The sequence below is a fragment of the Pseudodesulfovibrio sp. 5S69 genome (genome assembly GCF_037094465.1).
Lineage (GTDB): Bacteria > Desulfobacterota > Desulfovibrionia > Desulfovibrionales > Desulfovibrionaceae > Pseudodesulfovibrio > Pseudodesulfovibrio methanolicus.
Window position 1 is genome coordinate 2,633,095 of the sequence record NZ_CP146609.1, and the last position, 17,398, is coordinate 2,650,492.

A 17,398-nucleotide genomic window follows, 5' to 3' on the forward strand; every position below is an offset into this window, starting at 1 on the left:
AATCGGGAAAGCGGAAAAAAAGACGGGAGGGGGCGGCTTACAACCGAAAATCCTCGCCCAGGTATATCTGCCGGGCGCGGCTGGACTTGACGATCTCGGAAGGAGCCCCTTCCAGGATGATCGTGCCTTCGTATACCAGATAGGCTCGGTCGCAGATATTCAGGGTTTCCCTGACGTTGTGGTCGGAGATGAGGATGCCGATTTCCATGGACTTGAGCACGGAGATGATCTCCTGGATGTCGATGACCGCGATGGGATCAATGCCCGCGAAGGGCTCGTCCAGCAGAATGAATTGGGGATCGAGGATGAGCGCCCGGGCGATCTCCAGCCTGCGCCGCTCGCCGCCGGACAGGAACATGGCCGCCTGATCCGCCAGCTTGGTGATGGTGAACATCTCCAGGAGTTCATCGGCCCTGGCCCGTTGTTGCCGCGAGGTCAGGGAGGTCTGTTCGAGGATGATCTCCAGGTTCTGGCGCACGGTCAACTTCTTGAAGATGGAGCTCTCCTGGGGCAGATAACTCACCCCCATGCGGGCTCGCTCATGCAGGGGTTTGCCCGTGAGCACGCGACCGCCCAGGGAAACCTCCCCGGTGTTGGGCTGGACGATGCCCACAAGCATGTAGAACGTGGTCGTCTTGCCCGCGCCGTTGGGGCCGAGCAGGCCGACCACCTCGCGGGCGTCGAGTTTGATGTTGATACCGTGCACGACCTCTTTCTGGCCGTACCGCTTGGACAGGTTCGTTGCGCGCAGACCCTCGGCCATCTACTGCACCTTCAGGTTGCCGGGGGTCATGAACACGGCCTTGACGCGTTGCTTGCCGCCGATGACCTCGGACCGGTCATCCTTGATGTGGAAGTTGATGACTTCGCCGGTCAGAGAGTTGGGGCCGTCCTGGAGCTTGGGATTCTGTTCCATCTTGAGAAGCTGCGGGCCCACCAGGTAGGTCAGCATGCCGCAGGTTCCCTCTGTGGTCCCCTTCTTGGCCCGCACGTTGCCTTCGGCCACGATGCGGTCCACACTGTCGGCGGAGAATTTCTTGTCGGTACTGGACGCGAGATAGGCCGAGAGCTTGTCGGCCCACAGAGTCAGCTCGCCGTGGGTGGCGATCACGTGGCCCACGAAGGAAATGACCTTGCCGGTCTCGTCGTAGGTCATGCGGTCGGAGGTGATCTTCACCGGCATGCGGCTCGGGTCCACGCCCACCGGGATGGGCGCGGGCGGCGTTTCGGCCACCTGGGCCTTGACCTCGCCCTCACCGGAATCCTTCCGGGGCGCGGCGACGGGTTTCGCCTCGGCCTTCCCGGCTTTAACCACCTTGAGATACTTGGCGTTGGCGTAGCCGACGGCCTTGGCCGGGTCGCGGTCCTTCTCACCCAGTTCGAACACGGCCAGCCAGCCGTTCTTGGGGAAGTCGGTCCGGACCCGCTGCCCCTTGGCCAGGGTGACCACGTGCTCGGCGCCGGGTTCGGGAGCCTTGCGGACATTGAGGTTGACCGTGGCCTCGCGCACCTCGCCCCAATCCTGGGCCAAGGCCCGGACCGGAACCAGCAGCAGGGCCAGCACCAGCAGTATTCCCGTATGGCGAACCGTTTTCAGCAACGTATCATTCCTTGTTATCTTGCAAAGGACTCCTTCCCAGTCCTTTGGGGGCCAGCAGCGCTTCCACGCCGCCTGCGGCCACCAGTTGTCGCGAGACCAGATCGATTTCCAGGGCCTTGGCCTGGACGGTCATGTCCGGTCGGCGCACCGTGACGCCGCCCTTGAGATACACTTTACCTATTGCGCCCACATAATCAAGATGCTGGGCGTCCAGGGCCATGTTGCCGAACCGGCCGCTGACCCCGTCGTACAACGTCAGGTTGTCGTTTTTCTGATCCACCTCGCCCCGGTCCGCCTGAACATAGACCTCCCGGCGGTCCTCGCCGAAATAGGCGGTCAGCTGGGGGAAATCCACGGCGATCATGCCAAGCTCCTGGTTGTATTTGGCGCTCTTGGCCAACAGCTTCCAGGTCATGCTGCCTTCCTTGCCCTGGACCAGTTCGATGTCCTCGGCCGAGACGTCGGCGTCGGCGAACACATCCTCGCGGGACACGGGTGCCTGCGCGGCGGTATCCTGGTTTTCCAGGATGGGTTCGGAGAAAAAGAGCGCGTTGGCGCCCAGGCCGAGGAGCAACCCCAGGGCGAAGATGATGAGAAGGACCAGAGCAGGACGCCCTTTCATCTAATCCACCCAGCGCCGCAGGGCCTGATCCTTGAGCCCCCGTGCTTCGAGAATGAATGCGATGGCCTCGCGGACGGCGCCCTGCCCGCCCTTGCGGGTGGACACCCAGTCCGCGGCCTCGATCGCCTCGGGCACCGCGTTGGGCACGCTCAGGGCCAGCCCCGCGCGGCGCATCACGGCCAGATCGATCCAGTCGTCGCCCATGTAGGCGGCTTCTTCCGGAGCGACCCCGACATCTTCGCACATCTTCTCGAAGAGGGGCAGCTTGCGGTGGCGGCCCGCGTAATAATGTTCGATCCCGAGTTCATTGACGCGCTTCTCCACCGGCTTCTGGTCCAGCCCGGTAATGACCCCGATCTCAAGGCCCACAGTCTGGGCCACCTTGATGCCGAGGCCGTCCTGCACGCTGAACCGCTTCATGAGGATGCCCTCGTCGCCGTAGTACAGACCGCCGTCGGTCAGCACGCCGTCCACGTCGAGCACCAGCAGCCTGATTTTTTTCGCCAGTGCGGTTGCTTCAGCCACGATTGATCTCCCACAGGGCCAGGAGCCGCTTCAGCAGGGCTTCGACCTCGTTCAGGGGCAGGGAATTGGGGCCGTCGCACAGCGCCTTGTCCGGGTTGGGATGGACTTCCATGAACACGCCGTCCGCGCCCGCGGCCACGGCGGCCGAGGCCAGGACCGGCACGTATTCGCGCTGTCCCCCCGACGCGCCGCCCAATCCGCCGGGCAGTTGCACCGAGTGGGTGGCGTCCATGATCACCGGGACGCCGAAGGCCCGCATCTGGGGAATGGAGCGCATGTCCACCACCAGGTTGTTGTAGCCGTAAGTGGAGCCGCGCTCGGTCAGCCAGACCTGGTCATTGCCCGCCGCGCGGAGCTTGTCGACCACGTTCTTCATGTCCCAGGGGGCCAGGAACTGCCCCTTCTTGACGTTGACCACCCTACCCGTTTCGGCGGCGGCCACCAGCAGGTCCGTCTGGCGGCAGAGGAAGGCCGGAATCTGCAGGACGTCCGCCACTTCGGCCACGGGTGCGGCCTGCTCGGGGTGGTGGATGTCCGTGACCACGGGCAGGCCCGTAGTCCGCTTGACCTCGGCCAGGATCTTGAGCCCCTCTTCCAGTCCCGGCCCACGAAAACTGGTCAGCGAGGTCCGGTTGGCCTTGTCGAAAGAGCTCTTGTAGATGAGGGGGATGTCCAGTTTGGCGGCCAGTCCGGCGAGCACACCGGCGGTCTGAAGCGCGATCTCCCTTGTCTCAATGGCACAGGGTCCGGCCAGAATGAACGGGCCGGACCGGCTGGCGGTATACAGGTCTGCCATAGGCTACTTCTTGGCCTTCTCGTCTTTGGATGCCTTGATGAATTCCCTGAACAGCGGATGCGGCTTCATGGGATTGGACTTGAATTCCGGGTGGAACTGGCAGCCCAGGAACCAGGGATGGCCGGGCAGCTCCACGATCTCCACCAGGGATTCGTCCGGAGCCGTGCCGGACAAGACCATGCCGTTCTGCTCGAACTGCTCGATGTACTTGTTGTTGTACTCGAAGCGATGGCGGTGCCGCTCGTCGATGTTCGCGGCCTTGTAGGCCTCATAGGCCTTGGTGTCTTTCTTGAGCTTGCACGGGTAGGAACCCAGGCGCATGGTACCGCCCTTCTCGGACTCCTCGCAACGGGTCTCGGTCTTCTTGGTCCGGAAGTCGAACCACTCCTTCATCAGGTAGATGATATTGTGCGGGGTGGCCTTGTCGAACTCCTCGGAGTTGGCCCCTTCCAGGCCGATAACGTTGCGGGCGAATTCGATACAGGCGCACTGCATGCCCAGGCAGATGCCGAAGAAGGGCACCTTGTTCTCACGGGCGTACTTGATGGACAGGATCTTGCCCTCGATCCCGCGCGAACCGAAGCCGCCGGGCACCAAGATGCCGTCCAGCCCCTTGAGTTTCTTCTCCACGTTGGCCGCGGTGACCTTTTCGGAATTGACGTACTCCAGCTCCACCTTGACCTCGTTGGCCACGCCGCCGTGGATCAGCGCCTCGTGCAGGCTCTTGTAGGCCTCGGTCAGGTCGACGTACTTGCCGACGATGCCGATCTTGACCGATCCCTTGGGGTTGTCCAGGTTGTAGACGAGGTTTTCCCAGGGGGCGAGTTCGGCGTTCTTGGCGGGCAGCTTCAGGAGGATGGCGATCTTCTGGTCCACGCCTTCGTTGTAGAATTCAAGCGGCACCTTATAGATATTGTCCACATCCACGCCGGTAAACACGGCGTCCTGGTCCACGTCGCAGAACAGGGCGATCTTCTTTTTGAGATCCTCGGGCAGGCGCACTTCGGAGCGGGCGATGATGATGTCGGGCTGGATGCCCACGCTGCGCAGCTCCTTGACCGAGTGCTGGGTGGGCTTAGTCTTCAGTTCGCCCGCGGCCTTGATGTACGGCACCAGGGTCAGGTGAATGAACAGGACGTTCTCCTTGCCCAGGTCGTTCTTGAGCTGGCGGATGGCCTCCAGGAACGGCTGGCCCTCGATGTCGCCCACGGTGCCGCCGATCTCGATCAGGGCCACGTCCTCGCCGTTGGGCAGGTTGATGACCGCCTCCTTGATGGCGTCGGTGATGTGCGGGATGACCTGCACGGTGCCGCCCAGGTAGTCGCCGCGCCGCTCCTTCTGGATGACGGAGTTGTAGATGGAGCCGGAGGTGTAGTTGTTCTGCTGGCTCAGGGCCGTGCCCAGATAGCGCTCGTAGTGGCCGAGGTCGAGGTCGGTCTCGGCGCCGTCATCGGTGACGTACACCTCCCCGTGCTGGAAGGGGTTCATGGTGCCGGGGTCGACGTTGATGTAGGGATCAAGCTTCTGAATGGTGGCTTTGAGACCGCGGGCCTGGAGAAGTGCGCCGATGGATGCCGCGGCCAGGCCCTTGCCCAGGGAGGAAAGAACACCACCGGTAATAAATATGAACTTGGTTTTCATACGTCAGAAAGCCCCTTGGTTATGCTTGAATTATAAGGATATATTATGACCGATCTCTTCTTTCGGCCATGTTGACTGTCGTGCGTCGGACACGTATGTTCCTGCCCAGCACGTCGCTGCTTCGCAAATTTTGCAGGGTACTGCGACAAAGTCAATATGAAGAGGAGATTTTCATGGCCCGCGTCAATGCACTCGTCATCACCGGATACGGCACCAACTGCGAGAAGGAATCCGCCTACGCCCTGCAGGAAGCTGGTGCGGATAATGCCGATATCGTTTACTTTTCCGATCTCGCAGCGGGCCATGTCCGCATGGACGACTACAACTACCTGCTCTGCCCGGGCGGATTTCTCGACGGCGACGACCTGGGTGCGGCCCAGGCGGCGGCCCTGCGCTGGCGGTGGTCGAACGACGCGGACGGCAAGCCCGTCCTGGATCAGTTGAAGGGTTTCTTCGACAAGGGCGGCATCATCCTCGGCATCTGCAACGGCTTTCAACTGCTCTGCAAACTCGGCCTGCTCCCGGGCATCGGCGGCCGCTACTTCGAACGCCAGGTCTCCCTGTCCTACAACGACTCCGGCCGGTTCGAGGACCGCTGGGTGCGGCTCAAGACCAACCCGGCCTCGCCCTGCGTGTTCACCAAGGGCATCGAGTATCTCGACGTGCCCATCCGCCACGGCGAGGGCAAGATCATCCCCATGGACGACGCCACGTTCCAGGCGTTGCAGGACGAAAATCTCATCGCGGTCCAGTACGTCCACCCCGAGACCAACGAGGTGACCCTGGAATACCCGTTCAATCCCAACGGCTCTCCGCTGGGCATCGCCGGGCTGACCGACCCCACCGGCCGCATCCTGGGCCTCATGCCCCACCCCGAGGCGTACAACCACAAGACCAACCACCCGTCCTGGACGCGCGGCACCGATCCGGCCATCCCGCTCGGCCTGACCATGCTCGAAGCCGGGGTGCGCTACCTTAAAGAGAGGTAGCCCCGGCCATGGCCGTACCCTCTGCGCCCCAACCGCCTGCCGGGACCACCTGGCGCGACCTCATGGACGTGGCCTTCGGCGAGGCGTGCAAGGCCGCCCAGGCGGGCGAGGCCCCCATCGGCGCGGCCCTGTTCACGCCCACGGGCACCCTGCTCGCCGCGGCGCACAACCGGCCCATCGCCAGCCACGATCCCACCGGGCACGCGGAGATTCTCTGCCTGCGCGAGGCGGCCCGCGTGCTGGGCAACTACCGCCTGCCGGACACTATCATGGCCGTAACCCTGGAGCCGTGTCTGATGTGCACGGGCGCGCTTATCCACGCCCGGGTGGCCGGGGTGGTTTTCGCGGCCCGGGACGAACGCGCCGGGGCCCTTGTCTCCAATATGCAGGGCTGCTCCCTGCCGTTTGCCAACCATCGGCTGTGGACCATGGAGGGCGTCATGGGAACCGAGTGCTCCGCCCTGCTCAAACGATTTTTCCTGGAGCGGAGAAAATAGGCCGTCCCTCTTTACAACGGGATAATCCGCCTTATTTTCTCCTATTCAGACCTATATATCTATTCAGGAGAGACATATGATCATCGCACTGCCCACCCGCGACGGCCTTATCGACGACCATTTCGGCCACTGCGACCACTATACGCTCGTGACCGTGCAGGACAACCGGATCGCCTTCAGCGAACGCATGGATTCCCCCCAGGGATGCGGCTGCAAGTCCGACATCGCCCCCATTCTGGCCGAGCGTGGCGTCAAGGTCATGCTCGCCGGCAACATGGGCGAAGGCGCGCTGAACATCCTCAGAAAGGCAGGCATCGAAGTGGTCCGCGGCTGCTCCGGGCCCATCGAGGACGTTCTCGATAAATGGCTGTCCGGCGAACTCAAGGACAACCGGATCACCTGCGACCACCACGACTGCGACCACCACGACGAACCCGTCCTGAGCAAACTCAAGCCGCTCTAGGCCGCGAAAGCTTCATCGACGCAAAAAGCCCCCGAACGATCACGGTCGGGGGCCTTTTGCTGTCCGATCCTACCGGGCCAGCGTTTTGAGCGCGGCCCAGGCGTCCACGGCCGTTTCGCGGACCGTAAAGTACAGATGCCAGAACGTCGCCGTCTCGTTTCGCTCTTTGTCGTCGCTCACCGTATCGGTCCGAATGAATTGAAAATACTTATGAACCAGGATGGCCCCCTTGGTCGACGTGTTACAATCCACGCCCCAGCATCGGCTCGAGCCTCGCGGGTCCGGCGGACTGAGAAACGACTCCAGCCCATCCAGGGGAATGACGGCTTCGGTGTTCTCCCGGTAGTCCGTGCCCGGCCCCCACGGGTATTGGTAATATTGGCTGATGCGCAACCTGTTCCCGCTTGGATCAAACGCAGCGTTCTTGACGACGATGCGCACCTCGGACGGAAACAGCAGCCCCTTCTCCAACCAAACGCCCCCCGATCGGGACATGGCCGCGAGCAGCACGGTCGCCGGTCCCCGGCCGGCCAGGACCGCCGCTGGATCGAGCCTGGCCAATTCCGCATAACGGGCTTCACGCTGCGCGTCGATTTCGCGAACGGCGGGCCCGCACCCGGTTATTGCCACGATTGCGGACAGCATGGCAAAGAGCGCGGCAAAAAAGGAGATGACCCCAAGACGTGTCGCATGCGGTATCACCTGTCGCATATGTTCCCACTGCACGCCTCGCAGGAAATTAACAACGACGAAGCGGAATCGTCGACCCCATCGACGAGAAGTCCTCTCCCCCCTTCCGTTCGCACCGGGGAAGCTTCCCCCCGTCGTTAAAGTCCAAAAGGTACTTGCCACTTGGCGCGAGTCTGTTTATATACCCACTTCACATTGGCGATAGCCATCCAAGGAGAGGTAGCGAAGTCCGGCCGTAACGCGCTCGACTCGAAATCGAGTTACGGGTTAATAGCCCGTACGTGGGTTCGAATCCCACCCTCTCCGCCAAATTTCCCTCCAAGAACGTCTCAGGAGACCCAGAAAGCCCCGTGAATACGGGGTTTTTTGTTGGTTTTGCCGTCTCGCCGTCTGATAGGGTCCATTGACATCCGGGGGCAACTGGGGGCAATAATGGGGGCAACTGGTACAAGGTTGCCCCCAGATACGGAAGGAGTTGCCCCCATGCCCTTAACCGATGTTACCTGCCGGACGGCCTAACCCCAGGATAAAATCTACCGTCTTTTCGATGAGAAAGGACTGTATCTGGAAGTCTCCTCCCGTGGGGGCAAGTGGTGGCGGCTGAAGTATCGTTTTGGGGGCAAGGAGAAGCGTCTGTCCCTGGGCACCTATCCGGACGTGAGCCTGTCCGAGGCCAGGGACAAGCGGCGGGACTTCCGCAAGATGCTGGACGGTGGCCAAGACCCCTCTCAGGCCAGGAAAAAAAGGCCTTGGAACGTGCCGAGAGTGAAACCTTCCAGTCCATCGCCCTGGAGTGGTACGACCGTTTCAAGCACACCCTGTCCAAGTCCTACAGGATATCCGTGCTTCATCGCCTTGAAAAGGACGTGTTCCCCTGGCTGGGGCATCGGGCGATCAACGAATTGACCCCGCCGGAAATCCTCGCGTGTATCCGCCGCATAGAAGCCCGTGGGGCAGCGGAGACGGCCCGGCGGCAAATGCAGAAGGTGGGCCAAATTATGCGCTATGCCGTCGCTACGGGCCGGGCTGAGCGCGACCCGACAAGAGACCTGCAAGGCAGCATCCCGCCTCCGGAGAAGAGCCATTTCACGGCGGTTACCGACGTGCGCCAGGTTGGTGCCCTGTTGAACGCCATTGACAGCTATCATGGCCAGCACGTGACCCGCTGCGCCCTGCGCCTTGCCCCCCTGCTCTTCGTCCGTCCTGGCGAACTCCGCAAGGCGGAATGGGTCGAATTTGAGCTCGACGACAAGACACCCACTTGGCGGATTCCTGCGGAGAAGATGAAGATGCGCCGTCCTCATTTCGTTCCCCTCTCACGTCAGGCCATGGACATTCTCGCGGACCTCTACCCCCTGACCGGATTGGGCCAGTATCTTTTCCCAGGCAATCGTGGTGAAAAGCCCATTTCGGCAAACACGTTGAATGCGGCCCTACGCTACCTCGGAATCAGCCGGGACCAAATGACAACCCATGGATTCCGCGCCATGGCCTCGACGCTGTTAAATGAAACCGGCTGGTCTCTGGACGTTATCGAGGCACAACTGGCCCATGCGCCGAGAAATGCGATCCGCGCCGCCTACAACCGAAGCCAATACCTGCCCCAGCGCCGCGAAATGATGCAGTCCTGGGCCGACTTCCTGGACAGACTAAAAAATGTTGCAGAGGGCAAGGTGGTGCCGCTGTTCAAGCAAGCATAACACCCGGATCGGGCAATGAAATAAAACGGCCCTGTCGGGGTGATGCAACCACTCCGCAGAGCCTAACCACCCCGTACATAGGAGGTACGAAATGGCTCAAGAAAAAGTAGTTGAATCAACGCGAGGGCAATCTGCTCTTCAGTGTATCTTGACTTCTTCACGACGAAATCCTCCTACTTTCTGATAGTCGATTTCGCCGGAAAACTCACATTCTGTTTGGGCCAAGATTCGGGGAGAACGTCAAGACATATCAGTGTCAACGTTAACCATCACATGAAGTCTTTCCTTTTAAGCCGATTAATGATTCTCCCAATAGTTGCTTTCTTAAAACGATTGACTAATTCTAACATTAAAGAGGAAGTGTCGACCCATACAAATTCTGCCAACTGACTATACCTTTGAGGGTGAACACAATTAAATGGCATTAATGGAATTTCAAAACCAGGACGATCAACTTTATTCTCATTGTAAAAAATAAAGGCATTTTGAGCATAAAAGTAAGACACTTTGGGGTTGTTCCAAAACTTACCTCTCAAACAATCTAAAACTTCAAAACCATTTTTACGAAACAAGTCAATCCAATACGAATGCCATTGCTCATTTATGTGGTGTGTACCACCTTGATATGGGATAGCGCCAGAAAATAAGACGACATCTGACATATTCGTCAAAGACTTAACAAGAGATTCAGCTTCTGATTCATTTAAGTGCTCAGCAACTTCCAAAGACATCGCTATATCAAACTTTTTATCTATCTCAAGTTGACTAATCTCCTTCAAATCTAAAGAAGAAAAGCACTCGCTAGGAATAAGCAGCCTCGACTGGTCAACCCAAGAGCCATCTATTCCTTTGATCTCTTTTGCCCCCAATTGCCTAAACACACTTAGCCATGTGCCAAGTCCGCAGCCAACATCAATAATTGACTCAGGTTTTATGATTTCAAATATGTATGGCACCATCTGTTGGGCAGACTGTAGTGAAGTATTCACTTGGGCGTCATAAAATGACCCATTATACTCTTTATCCATCACAATAATCCTCCATTCATATAAAATGACACCATTGGCTGACCTGCCCTATTCGTTGTACCACCTGCAATGTAAGTGCTCTCCCATTGCTTGCAGCTTCCACTCTCCCCCCCCCCCAGGGGAAGAGAGGCTTCGGGCGCAGGCGGTTTGTATCCCAGAGCGCTATGAGGTCTGAAGGTGTTGTATCCCAACGCCACTCTTCAATCAAGTAGCGAGCTTCCCTGAGCATTGTGAAGATTTCACCATTGAGAAGCTCATCGCGCAGCTTGGCAATGATCTGTTCCGGCGTGTGCTTTCGGATGCCCATAAAAAAACCTCCTACAGCCCACATACCCCAAACATTAAGGGGCTGACATAGATAACTATCTCCATGAACCAGCGTTCGTCATATTCTGTCCAGGACATGGGGTGACAGTAGCAGGACCCGCATTTCGTGGCAATGGAGTGGTAGATCACTTCACACCAGCCTCTTCAAGGTGGGGGTAACTCTGGGGGCAACAAAAAAAATGTGATTTTTTATCTCAATTAATTTTGAATAGATAGATATGAAATCACATGGACACCCTCTCAAAAGGGGTCAGCATGATAGCTGGCCCCTTTTCTTTTATCCGGTTTTGGATGGATGTTTCCTGGTCGCCGGGGCGTTTACCATCATGACAAAAGCCTTTTTTTTATCTATGGTCTCATAAATTAAACAGAGGTTTGTATCATGCATGGAGGGCATATGCGTCAAATTGTGCTGTTTATTTTCGTTGCTGTGGCAGTCCTGAGTTCAAACGGATGCGTTGAAAACATCACGAGCATGCATGACCTCAGTGAAGGCAACAAGGCTCTTTACCTGGAAAACGACCCGGTAACAGCTCACGAGCATTATCTGAAGGCGGCCAGGGACGGTGATGCGGAATCGCAACACGAACTGGCCAAGATGTACCTGGCCGGCGAAGGAGTGGAAAAGAATATTGCCGAGTATCGTAAGATAGAAGAACTGGCGGTGGCGCAACAGTACGCTCCTGCGATGCGGACACTCGGCTTCATCCTGGCCACAGGGGTGGAAGGAGTTCAACCCGATCCCCAAAGAGGCATGGCCCTGCTCAAGGCCGCAGCCGACGCAGGCGACGACGCCGCCCACTACATGCTGGGACAGATCTATTCCCGCGGGATCTCGGGGGTGCAACGGAATTATCGAATGGCCGCCTACCACTTCGGCCAGGTCGATGGAGACGGCTATCCCGTGACACCTGATATGAAGAATGCCGCTTCCCTGGAAAGAATGGGCCTGCAACCCTGGCCTGTGTCGGCGCAGGCCGGTACCGGTTCCTACGGCACGCAGACCGCCACCCGCACGGCGGGCGCCAAATACGACCTGGCTTCCAAGGAGACCAGGAAATACGTTCAGTATGCCTTGAAGAACCTGGGCTATTATTCCCAAAATGTTGACGGAGAGATCGGCAATGGAAGTATCCAGGCGATCCGGGCCTATCAACGAGATGCCGGATTGAACCCGACGGGCCTTATTGACGAGCAGCTCATCGACTCCCTGCTCGCCGCTCCGGCCGCCAACAATCAATAGGACCGAACAGAGGGGTAACAATGCTGAATCTGTCACGTAGCGTAATCGCATTGCTTTTCGTGCTCGTTCTGGCCGGATGCGCGTATAATTTGGAAGGCCAGGCGGAGCCGGAGAGGACGACGATGGAAAAATGGGCGGGAGTATCCAAAGAAGAATTTGTGGATAAGGATACCCACATGAAGGGGTTCTACGAGAAAAAAATCAAAGCCCGGGAAAAGGAGATCGCTGAGAAGACCAAAGAGTTGGACGAAATGAGCCAATCGAAACCGACCAAGTGGGAGGACGTGCTTCATGACGAGATGAAGAAGGACCGACTTGAACGGGAAATCAGCGAAGCCAAGAAATCCAAACGGAATTGGGAAAAGCTCCTGAACGAACACGTCAAGGAACGCGAAGGCGGCGGCGACGGCGATGGTGGTGGCGGGAGCAGTGGAGGCTGCTGACGTTACGAAAAATCCTGCAATTATGCATAAGAAAGCCCCAAGTCATATGACTCGGGGCTTTCTCTTGTTTCCGTTGGAGGGAGACGGCGAGGCGCTCCGCATCAGGGTTAGTGTTTATCCATGTACTTCTGCAGGGCGTGGCAGAACTGGTCCACGCAGGAAGTGGACTTGGAGCCGCAGGTGATGCCGCTGAAACGGTCCAGGACGAAATCGACGTTCATGCCTTCGATCATGGAGGCAATGGCCTTGAGGTTGCCCTCACAGCCGCCAGAGAAATTGACGTAGTCGATGTTGCCGTTGTCCACGATGAAGTCGATCTCCTTGGTGCAGACACCCTCTTCGGGGATGAAGTGCTCAACCTTGGAGCGGCTGCGCGGTGCGGAGAGCATCGGAGCTGCTTGTCGCTGTGCGTTATCCATTGTATTCAATCCATTTTCTTTTAAAATTCAAACCGGACGAACCAGTTAAATTACAACTCGTCTTTCCTTGCGGCACGGCGGCATGGCACAAATGTCCCCCGCCTTCCGGTTGATTCCCGAAAAAGGGGCGCCGAAAAGTACCACACGTCTTCCGTTCGGACAGAGACGATTCCTCAAGGCAATTGCGGAAACACGTTGCCAATCGACGCAAACGATTATGCAAAAAGGTCCCAATACCTAGGGCGGCAGTGGTGCATGCCCTACGCGTTTCCGCGGTGGAGAGGAGAGGCTTCGAACCTCTGGTGAAATACCCCCGGCATGGCCCCCCTGAAGCGGCCGGCCCTGCAAAAAAGTCGTGATGCAATCGATACGATCACGGGCTTTCCAGGACGTTCTCGCTTGTGCTTTTTTTCCCAATCCAAACAGGAAAAACCACACGAACAGGCAGGACTCATGTTTTGAACTCTCTCTACCAAACGGCTCGGGGAGGGGGATTTCCCCGTGCGCCGGGGAGTGAACTACAGAAACTCAAAATGCATGTCAAACGGCAATTGTGAAACCTGGAACATTTATTCCTCCTTATTTGGCAGGAAATAGTCCCGGCCCAGGCGTCACCTTTGGGCAGAGAACAGCGATATCATTAAAAATTAGACTGTTACACACATTTTCTAGGCAAAATTATCGGTTTGCACTGCCTTGCCCCGGGAGGCGACAACTTTGGCCCTCCTCTTTTACGACGGGGAAACATTGCGGACATAACGTCCGATTGTTCTTTTCATGTCTGTTACGACAGGACGGATGGCGCTTTGCTTTTGGATCGGTATGGGGTATCGGAAGGCTGATCGCATGATGGCTGCTCGCTGTTTCAGGATCGATTCCTTGGGTGCGTCCGATGGACGTGCCTAGGGAACGGGAGCCGCCATGACCATTTCTGTTTCTTCACTCCCCCTCACTCCCGCCCCCAGCTTCGCCAGGCCCCGCTACGGGGGAATCGGCTCCGCGTCCTTCTGAAACGGAGATCTCGTACAGCCTCCTTCACCCACAACCAAACGGAGATATCATGGAACCGTATATCGCAGCGACCAACGGCGTGGTCATATTTTTCCTGCTCTTCATGCTGCTCATCCTGCTCTTCTGCCTGATCTTCGCCCCGCTTTTCATATGGAAATGGACCAAAGCCACCAAGGCCGAGGTGACCCGGCTCAACGCCAACATCATCGTGCTCGTGACCATGCTCAAGCGGTGGGAGGATCGCTATCTCCTGGTGGACGGCGAACCGAGCCCGGACCGCAAGGAAGAACGGGTGTTCAAGTAGCCCCGGCATTCGGGATTGCTGTTGCCGCGGCATCCCAACCCGGATCGTCGAAGGCCCATGGCCGTAACGGCTCCCGTGCCTTGCCATCGGGGTGCCCGGCGGTTTATCAGGTCCCATGGCTTCTCCCTTCACCCAGAAGATTATCGAGACCATCCGAGCTATCCCCGAAGGCCGCGTATCCACCTACGGCCGCGTGGCCGCGCTGGCGGGCAACCGCAGGGGGGCGCGTCAGGTGGCCCGTGTGCTGCATTCCAGCTCGCGCACGGAGAACCTGCCCTGGCACCGGGTCGTCAACCGCGAGGGCAGGATATCCCTGAGCGAACTACAGGGGTACGGTGAACAGAAACGGCTCCTCCTGGGCGAAGGTATTCGCTTCGACGCGACGGACCGCATAGATCTGGACCGCTTCGGCTGGCAGCCTCTTGAGCCAATGGTCACGGGTAGATAGCGGTTGCCAAGGGACCCCGGTTCGACTATCTATCCGCTATGTTCGGCAGCCGTCCTGTGGGATTTCTCTTCGCCCTGCTCGCCGTGACCATCTGGTCCGGGAACTTCCTCATAGCCAGCGGATTCGTGGACGACATCCCGCCCGTGACCCTGGCCGCCCTGCGTTGGCTCACGGCCACGGTGATTTTTCTCCCCTTCGCCAGACGGGACATGCGCCGCGACATGCAGGCCCTGCTCGACCACCGGAATGAACTGATCCTCGCGGCCGTGACCGGCGTGACCCTGTTCAACACCCTGGTCTACGTCAGCGCACGGACCACGGACGCGGTGAACATGGCCCTGTTCGCTTCCACCACCCCGGTCTTCGTGGTCATCCTGGCCCGCATCTTCCTCAGGGAGCACATCTCCCTGCTGCGCTGGGCCGGACTGACCATCGCCATCGCCGGGATGCTGACCATCGCCACGCGGGGCAGTCTGAACGTACTCGTCCACCTGACCTTCCGCGCGGGCGACGTCGTCATGCTCGCGGCCGGGTTCCTGTGGGCCGTTTATTCCATCCTGGTCAAACGAAAGCCCGCGACCATCAGCCGGAACGCCTACCTCGGGGCGACCTTTCTCCTCGGGACCATCCCTCTGATCCCCGCGGCGCTCATCGAGCAGTGGTATGCCCCGGCCTGGTCGTTCACCCCGGCCGTACTCGGTGCGGTCCTGTACATCGGCGTACTGGCCTCGCTGGCCGCTTTCTTCCTCTGGAATTCCGCAATAATGCACATTGGTCCCGGCAATGCGGCCCTGTTCCAGTACTTCATGCCGGTCTTCAGCGGGGTCGGGGCCTGGCTCCTGCTCGGCCAGCCCGTGACCGTGGTCCACGGCGTGGGATTCGTGCTCATCTTCTCCGGTGTGGTCATGGCCACCCGCCCTCGCTGACCCGTCTCGATTCGCCCCGGAAAAGGGTTGCCTTTTCATCCGGTTTCACAATAGATTGAGGACCATGAAACAGTTACTCTTGACCACTCTTATCGCCGTCTCCCTGGCCGCCCTCTCCGCCTGTTCCACCAAGGCCCCCGACCTTGGTATGACCGAGGGCAAATTCGCCGTCTGTCCGTTCGACGTGGACTGCGTCTCTTCACAGGCCACCGATGCCAAGCACAAGATAGACCCGATCAAGGCCACGGGCGATCCCAACAAGGTCATGGTCGATCTGGGCAGGGCCGTGGAATCGGTTTTCGGAGGCAAGGTGCTTCTGTCCGAAGGCAACTACCTGCGCGCCGAATTCAAGAGCAGCGTCCTGCGCACCATGGACGACGCGGAATTCTACTATGACCAGGACGCCGGCCTGATCCAAGTCCACGCCCTGTCACGCGGCGAAGCCCTGGATTTCTCGGACAGCCGTGACCGGATCGAAGAGGTACGTATGATCTTTTCCGGCATGCGGTAGCTGTTTCCGAAAGACAAAAAAAAGACCGCTTCCTGATGGAAGCGGTCTTTTTTTTACCAAGTCGCGAGCTATTTGGAGATAGCCTCATTGGGGCAGGTCTCGATGGCTTCGTCCACGCAATCAAGGGTGGAGTCCGGGGCGATGACCGTGGCCTTTTCTCCGTCGGCATCCATCTCGAACACTTCCGGACAGATCTCAACACAAGACTCACAACCGATGCATTCATCCTGATCAATAACAATGGCCATAACTCAACCTCCTGAGATACTGGAATTAGTTAAAAATGGATGTCCATTTGTAGATACCTATACCCTGCGAGCCAATTTGGTGGCAACTGTTTTTCCACCAAAATTCACTGGATGCGAATTCTCCGTTGGCAGCCGGAAGCAAATACGATACGCCACGGCGCATGCTCGAAACATTCGCCATCGTCTCCATAGTGCTCGCCGCTGCCTTTCTCCAGGGGGTGACCGGGTTCGGGTTCGGGCTCATCGCCCTGCCTCTGCTGGGATTCTTCCTGGACATCAGGACCAGCGTGCCCCTGATGGTCCTCCTGGCGGTGATCATCAGTTTCTACCTGAGCTTCCACCTGCGCAAGAGCATCAATCTCCAATGCACTTTCACACTGCTGGGGGCCAGTCTCGTCGGCATACCGCTCGGGGTGTATGCCCTCAGACAGGTCCCGTCCCAGGGGCTGTCCGTCAGCGTGGGCGTCATCATGGTCGCCTTCACCAGTTATCAATTCCTGGTCCGGCCCGCGCCGCGAGCCTTCGGCAAGCGACTGACCGTGCTGGCCGGGTTCTGCTCCGGCGTGCTCGGCGGCAGCCTGGGCGTGAGCGGCCCGCCGGTCATCGTATACACCGCCCTCCAGCCTTGGACCAAAGACCAAGCCAAGGCTACCCTGGCCTTTTTCTTCGCCCTGTCCAACCTGGTCATCATTGCCACCCAGGCCGCATCCGGCATGATTACGGGCGAAGTCCTGCACCTCTACGTCTTGTCCCTGCCCGCCCTGCTCTCCGGCATCTTCCTCGGCACCTGGGCGTACGAGCGCCTCTCCAACCACGGCTACCGGCGTCTCGCCCTGGCCCTGGTCTTCCTTCTCGGCTGCATGATGTTGTACCGGAACATCTAGCCCCCGCTCTGCCTCAACCGTACGAAATGCCGTACGAATTTCCGTTTCCGCAAGAATTGCCCCGCGTCCGGCGGACGTTTTTA

The 17,398-nt window shown here is 58.7% G+C and carries 22 protein-coding genes, 1 tRNA gene and 1 pseudogene; 13 read left to right on the forward strand and 11 right to left on the reverse strand.

Going from position 1 to position 17,398, the window contains the following annotated elements:
• Window positions 1-37: 37 nt before the first annotated feature.
• Genes lptB through V8V93_RS12555 form a run of 6 tightly spaced genes read right to left on the reverse strand, consistent with a single transcriptional unit; the run spans window position 38 to window position 5,184 of the window.
• Window positions 38-763: an LPS export ABC transporter ATP-binding protein gene (gene lptB / locus V8V93_RS12530; RefSeq protein ID WP_338666932.1), complete on the reverse strand. Its 726-nt coding sequence runs from the start codon at window positions 761-763 to the stop codon at window positions 38-40.
• Window positions 764-1,600: an LptA/OstA family protein gene (locus V8V93_RS12535; RefSeq protein WP_338666933.1), complete on the reverse strand. Its 837-nt coding sequence runs from the start codon at window positions 1,598-1,600 to the stop codon at window positions 764-766.
• Window positions 1,601-1,604: 4 nt separating this feature from the next.
• The gene (gene lptC / locus V8V93_RS12540; protein ID WP_338666934.1) at window positions 1,605-2,222 is read right to left on the reverse strand and encodes an LPS export ABC transporter periplasmic protein LptC; all 618 of its coding nucleotides are present in this window, start codon (window positions 2,220-2,222) and stop codon (window positions 1,605-1,607) included.
• A complete protein-coding gene (locus V8V93_RS12545) occupies window positions 2,223-2,747 on the reverse strand; it encodes a KdsC family phosphatase (RefSeq protein WP_338666935.1) in 525 nt (174 codons plus the stop codon).
• Window positions 2,740-3,543 (reverse strand): 3-deoxy-8-phosphooctulonate synthase, encoded by an 804-nt coding sequence (kdsA, locus tag V8V93_RS12550; protein WP_338666936.1) that lies wholly within the window; start codon window positions 3,541-3,543, stop codon window positions 2,740-2,742. The genes V8V93_RS12545 and kdsA overlap by 8 nt, the downstream gene beginning before the upstream one ends.
• 3 nt (window positions 3,544-3,546) lie before the next feature.
• A complete protein-coding gene (locus V8V93_RS12555; RefSeq protein WP_338666937.1) occupies window positions 3,547-5,184 on the reverse strand; it encodes a CTP synthase in 1,638 nt (545 codons plus the stop codon).
• Between the two features lie 173 nt (window positions 5,185-5,357).
• Here V8V93_RS12555 and V8V93_RS12560 point away from each other — a divergent pair, with 173 nt between their 5' ends.
• From V8V93_RS12560 to V8V93_RS12570, 3 genes are all read left to right on the forward strand, one after another.
• A complete protein-coding gene (locus V8V93_RS12560) occupies window positions 5,358-6,173 on the forward strand; it encodes a phosphoribosylformylglycinamidine synthase subunit PurQ (RefSeq protein WP_338666938.1) in 816 nt (271 codons plus the stop codon).
• Between the two features lie 8 nt (window positions 6,174-6,181).
• Window positions 6,182-6,670, forward strand: a complete 489-nt coding sequence (locus tag V8V93_RS12565; RefSeq protein ID WP_338666939.1) for a nucleoside deaminase — start codon at window positions 6,182-6,184, stop codon at window positions 6,668-6,670.
• 76 nt (window positions 6,671-6,746) lie between these two features.
• On the forward strand, window positions 6,747-7,133 hold the full coding sequence (locus V8V93_RS12570; RefSeq protein WP_338666940.1) for a NifB/NifX family molybdenum-iron cluster-binding protein: 387 nt from the start codon (window positions 6,747-6,749) through the stop codon (window positions 7,131-7,133).
• A gap of 69 nt (window positions 7,134-7,202) precedes the next feature.
• Here the strand turns inward: V8V93_RS12570 and V8V93_RS12575 are convergent, their stop codons facing one another.
• A complete protein-coding gene (locus V8V93_RS12575; RefSeq protein ID WP_338666941.1) occupies window positions 7,203-7,844 on the reverse strand; it encodes a hypothetical protein in 642 nt (213 codons plus the stop codon).
• A gap of 192 nt (window positions 7,845-8,036) precedes the next feature.
• Between V8V93_RS12575 and V8V93_RS12580 the strand changes: the two genes are divergently transcribed.
• The 3 genes from V8V93_RS12580 (at window position 8,037) to V8V93_RS12590 (ending at window position 9,523) form a co-directional block, all read left to right on the forward strand.
• Window positions 8,037-8,132 (forward strand) — tRNA-Ser (locus V8V93_RS12580).
• A gap of 255 nt (window positions 8,133-8,387) precedes the next feature.
• Window positions 8,388-8,729 carry an Arm DNA-binding domain-containing protein gene (locus tag V8V93_RS12585; protein ID WP_338670189.1) on the forward strand — a complete coding sequence of 114 codons (342 nt, stop codon included), beginning with the start codon at window positions 8,388-8,390 and terminating at the stop codon, window positions 8,727-8,729.
• On the forward strand, window positions 8,612-9,523 hold the full coding sequence (locus tag V8V93_RS12590) for a tyrosine-type recombinase/integrase (protein WP_338670190.1): 912 nt from the start codon (window positions 8,612-8,614) through the stop codon (window positions 9,521-9,523). Before V8V93_RS12585 ends, V8V93_RS12590 begins: the two co-directional genes overlap by 118 nt.
• A 269-nt stretch (window positions 9,524-9,792) precedes the next feature.
• On the opposite strand, the gene V8V93_RS12595 is transcribed toward V8V93_RS12590, so the two are convergent.
• Complete coding sequence (locus tag V8V93_RS12595; protein ID WP_338666942.1) at window positions 9,793-10,551, reverse strand: class I SAM-dependent methyltransferase; 759 nt, start codon at window positions 10,549-10,551, stop codon at window positions 9,793-9,795.
• Window positions 10,551-10,825, reverse strand: a pseudogene (locus tag V8V93_RS12600) (integrase core domain-containing protein); the annotation flags it as partial. The pseudogene V8V93_RS12600 and the gene V8V93_RS12595, both read right to left, overlap by 1 nt.
• 450 nt (window positions 10,826-11,275) lie before the next feature.
• Between V8V93_RS12600 and V8V93_RS12605 the strand changes: the two are divergent.
• Together V8V93_RS12605 and V8V93_RS12610 are read left to right on the forward strand one after the other, a co-directional pair.
• Window positions 11,276-12,121, forward strand: a complete 846-nt coding sequence (locus V8V93_RS12605; RefSeq protein ID WP_338666943.1) for an SEL1-like repeat protein — start codon at window positions 11,276-11,278, stop codon at window positions 12,119-12,121.
• Window positions 12,122-12,141: 20 nt separating this feature from the next.
• The gene (locus tag V8V93_RS12610; protein ID WP_338666944.1) at window positions 12,142-12,564 is read left to right on the forward strand and encodes a hypothetical protein; all 423 of its coding nucleotides are present in this window, start codon (window positions 12,142-12,144) and stop codon (window positions 12,562-12,564) included.
• A 107-nt stretch (window positions 12,565-12,671) separates the two neighbouring features.
• Here V8V93_RS12610 and V8V93_RS12615 read toward each other — a convergent pair whose 3' ends face one another.
• On the reverse strand, window positions 12,672-12,953 hold the full coding sequence (locus V8V93_RS12615) for a TIGR03905 family TSCPD domain-containing protein (protein ID WP_338666945.1): 282 nt from the start codon (window positions 12,951-12,953) through the stop codon (window positions 12,672-12,674).
• A gap of 1,090 nt (window positions 12,954-14,043) precedes the next feature.
• Between V8V93_RS12615 and V8V93_RS12620 the strand changes: the two genes are divergently transcribed.
• The 4 genes from V8V93_RS12620 to V8V93_RS12635 all read left to right on the forward strand — a co-directional run bounded on the left by V8V93_RS12620 (window position 14,044) and on the right by V8V93_RS12635 (window position 16,183).
• Complete coding sequence (locus V8V93_RS12620) at window positions 14,044-14,298, forward strand: hypothetical protein (RefSeq protein ID WP_338666946.1); 255 nt, start codon at window positions 14,044-14,046, stop codon at window positions 14,296-14,298.
• A 115-nt stretch (window positions 14,299-14,413) separates the two neighbouring features.
• On the forward strand, window positions 14,414-14,746 hold the full coding sequence (locus tag V8V93_RS12625) for an MGMT family protein (RefSeq protein WP_338666947.1): 333 nt from the start codon (window positions 14,414-14,416) through the stop codon (window positions 14,744-14,746).
• Between the two features lie 56 nt (window positions 14,747-14,802).
• Window positions 14,803-15,672: a DMT family transporter gene (locus V8V93_RS12630; RefSeq protein ID WP_338666948.1), complete on the forward strand. Its 870-nt coding sequence runs from the start codon at window positions 14,803-14,805 to the stop codon at window positions 15,670-15,672.
• A 64-nt stretch (window positions 15,673-15,736) separates the two neighbouring features.
• A complete protein-coding gene (locus V8V93_RS12635) occupies window positions 15,737-16,183 on the forward strand; it encodes a DUF1499 domain-containing protein (protein WP_338666949.1) in 447 nt (148 codons plus the stop codon).
• 68 nt (window positions 16,184-16,251) lie between these two features.
• On the opposite strand, the gene V8V93_RS12640 is transcribed toward V8V93_RS12635, so the two are convergent.
• Entirely contained in the window at window positions 16,252-16,431 is a 180-nt protein-coding gene (locus V8V93_RS12640; protein ID WP_338666950.1) for a ferredoxin, read from the reverse strand.
• A 161-nt stretch (window positions 16,432-16,592) separates the two neighbouring features.
• Here V8V93_RS12640 and V8V93_RS12645 point away from each other — a divergent pair, with 161 nt between their 5' ends.
• Entirely contained in the window at window positions 16,593-17,315 is a 723-nt protein-coding gene (locus tag V8V93_RS12645) for a sulfite exporter TauE/SafE family protein (protein WP_338666951.1), read from the forward strand.
• Window positions 17,316-17,398: the final 83 nt, after the last annotated feature.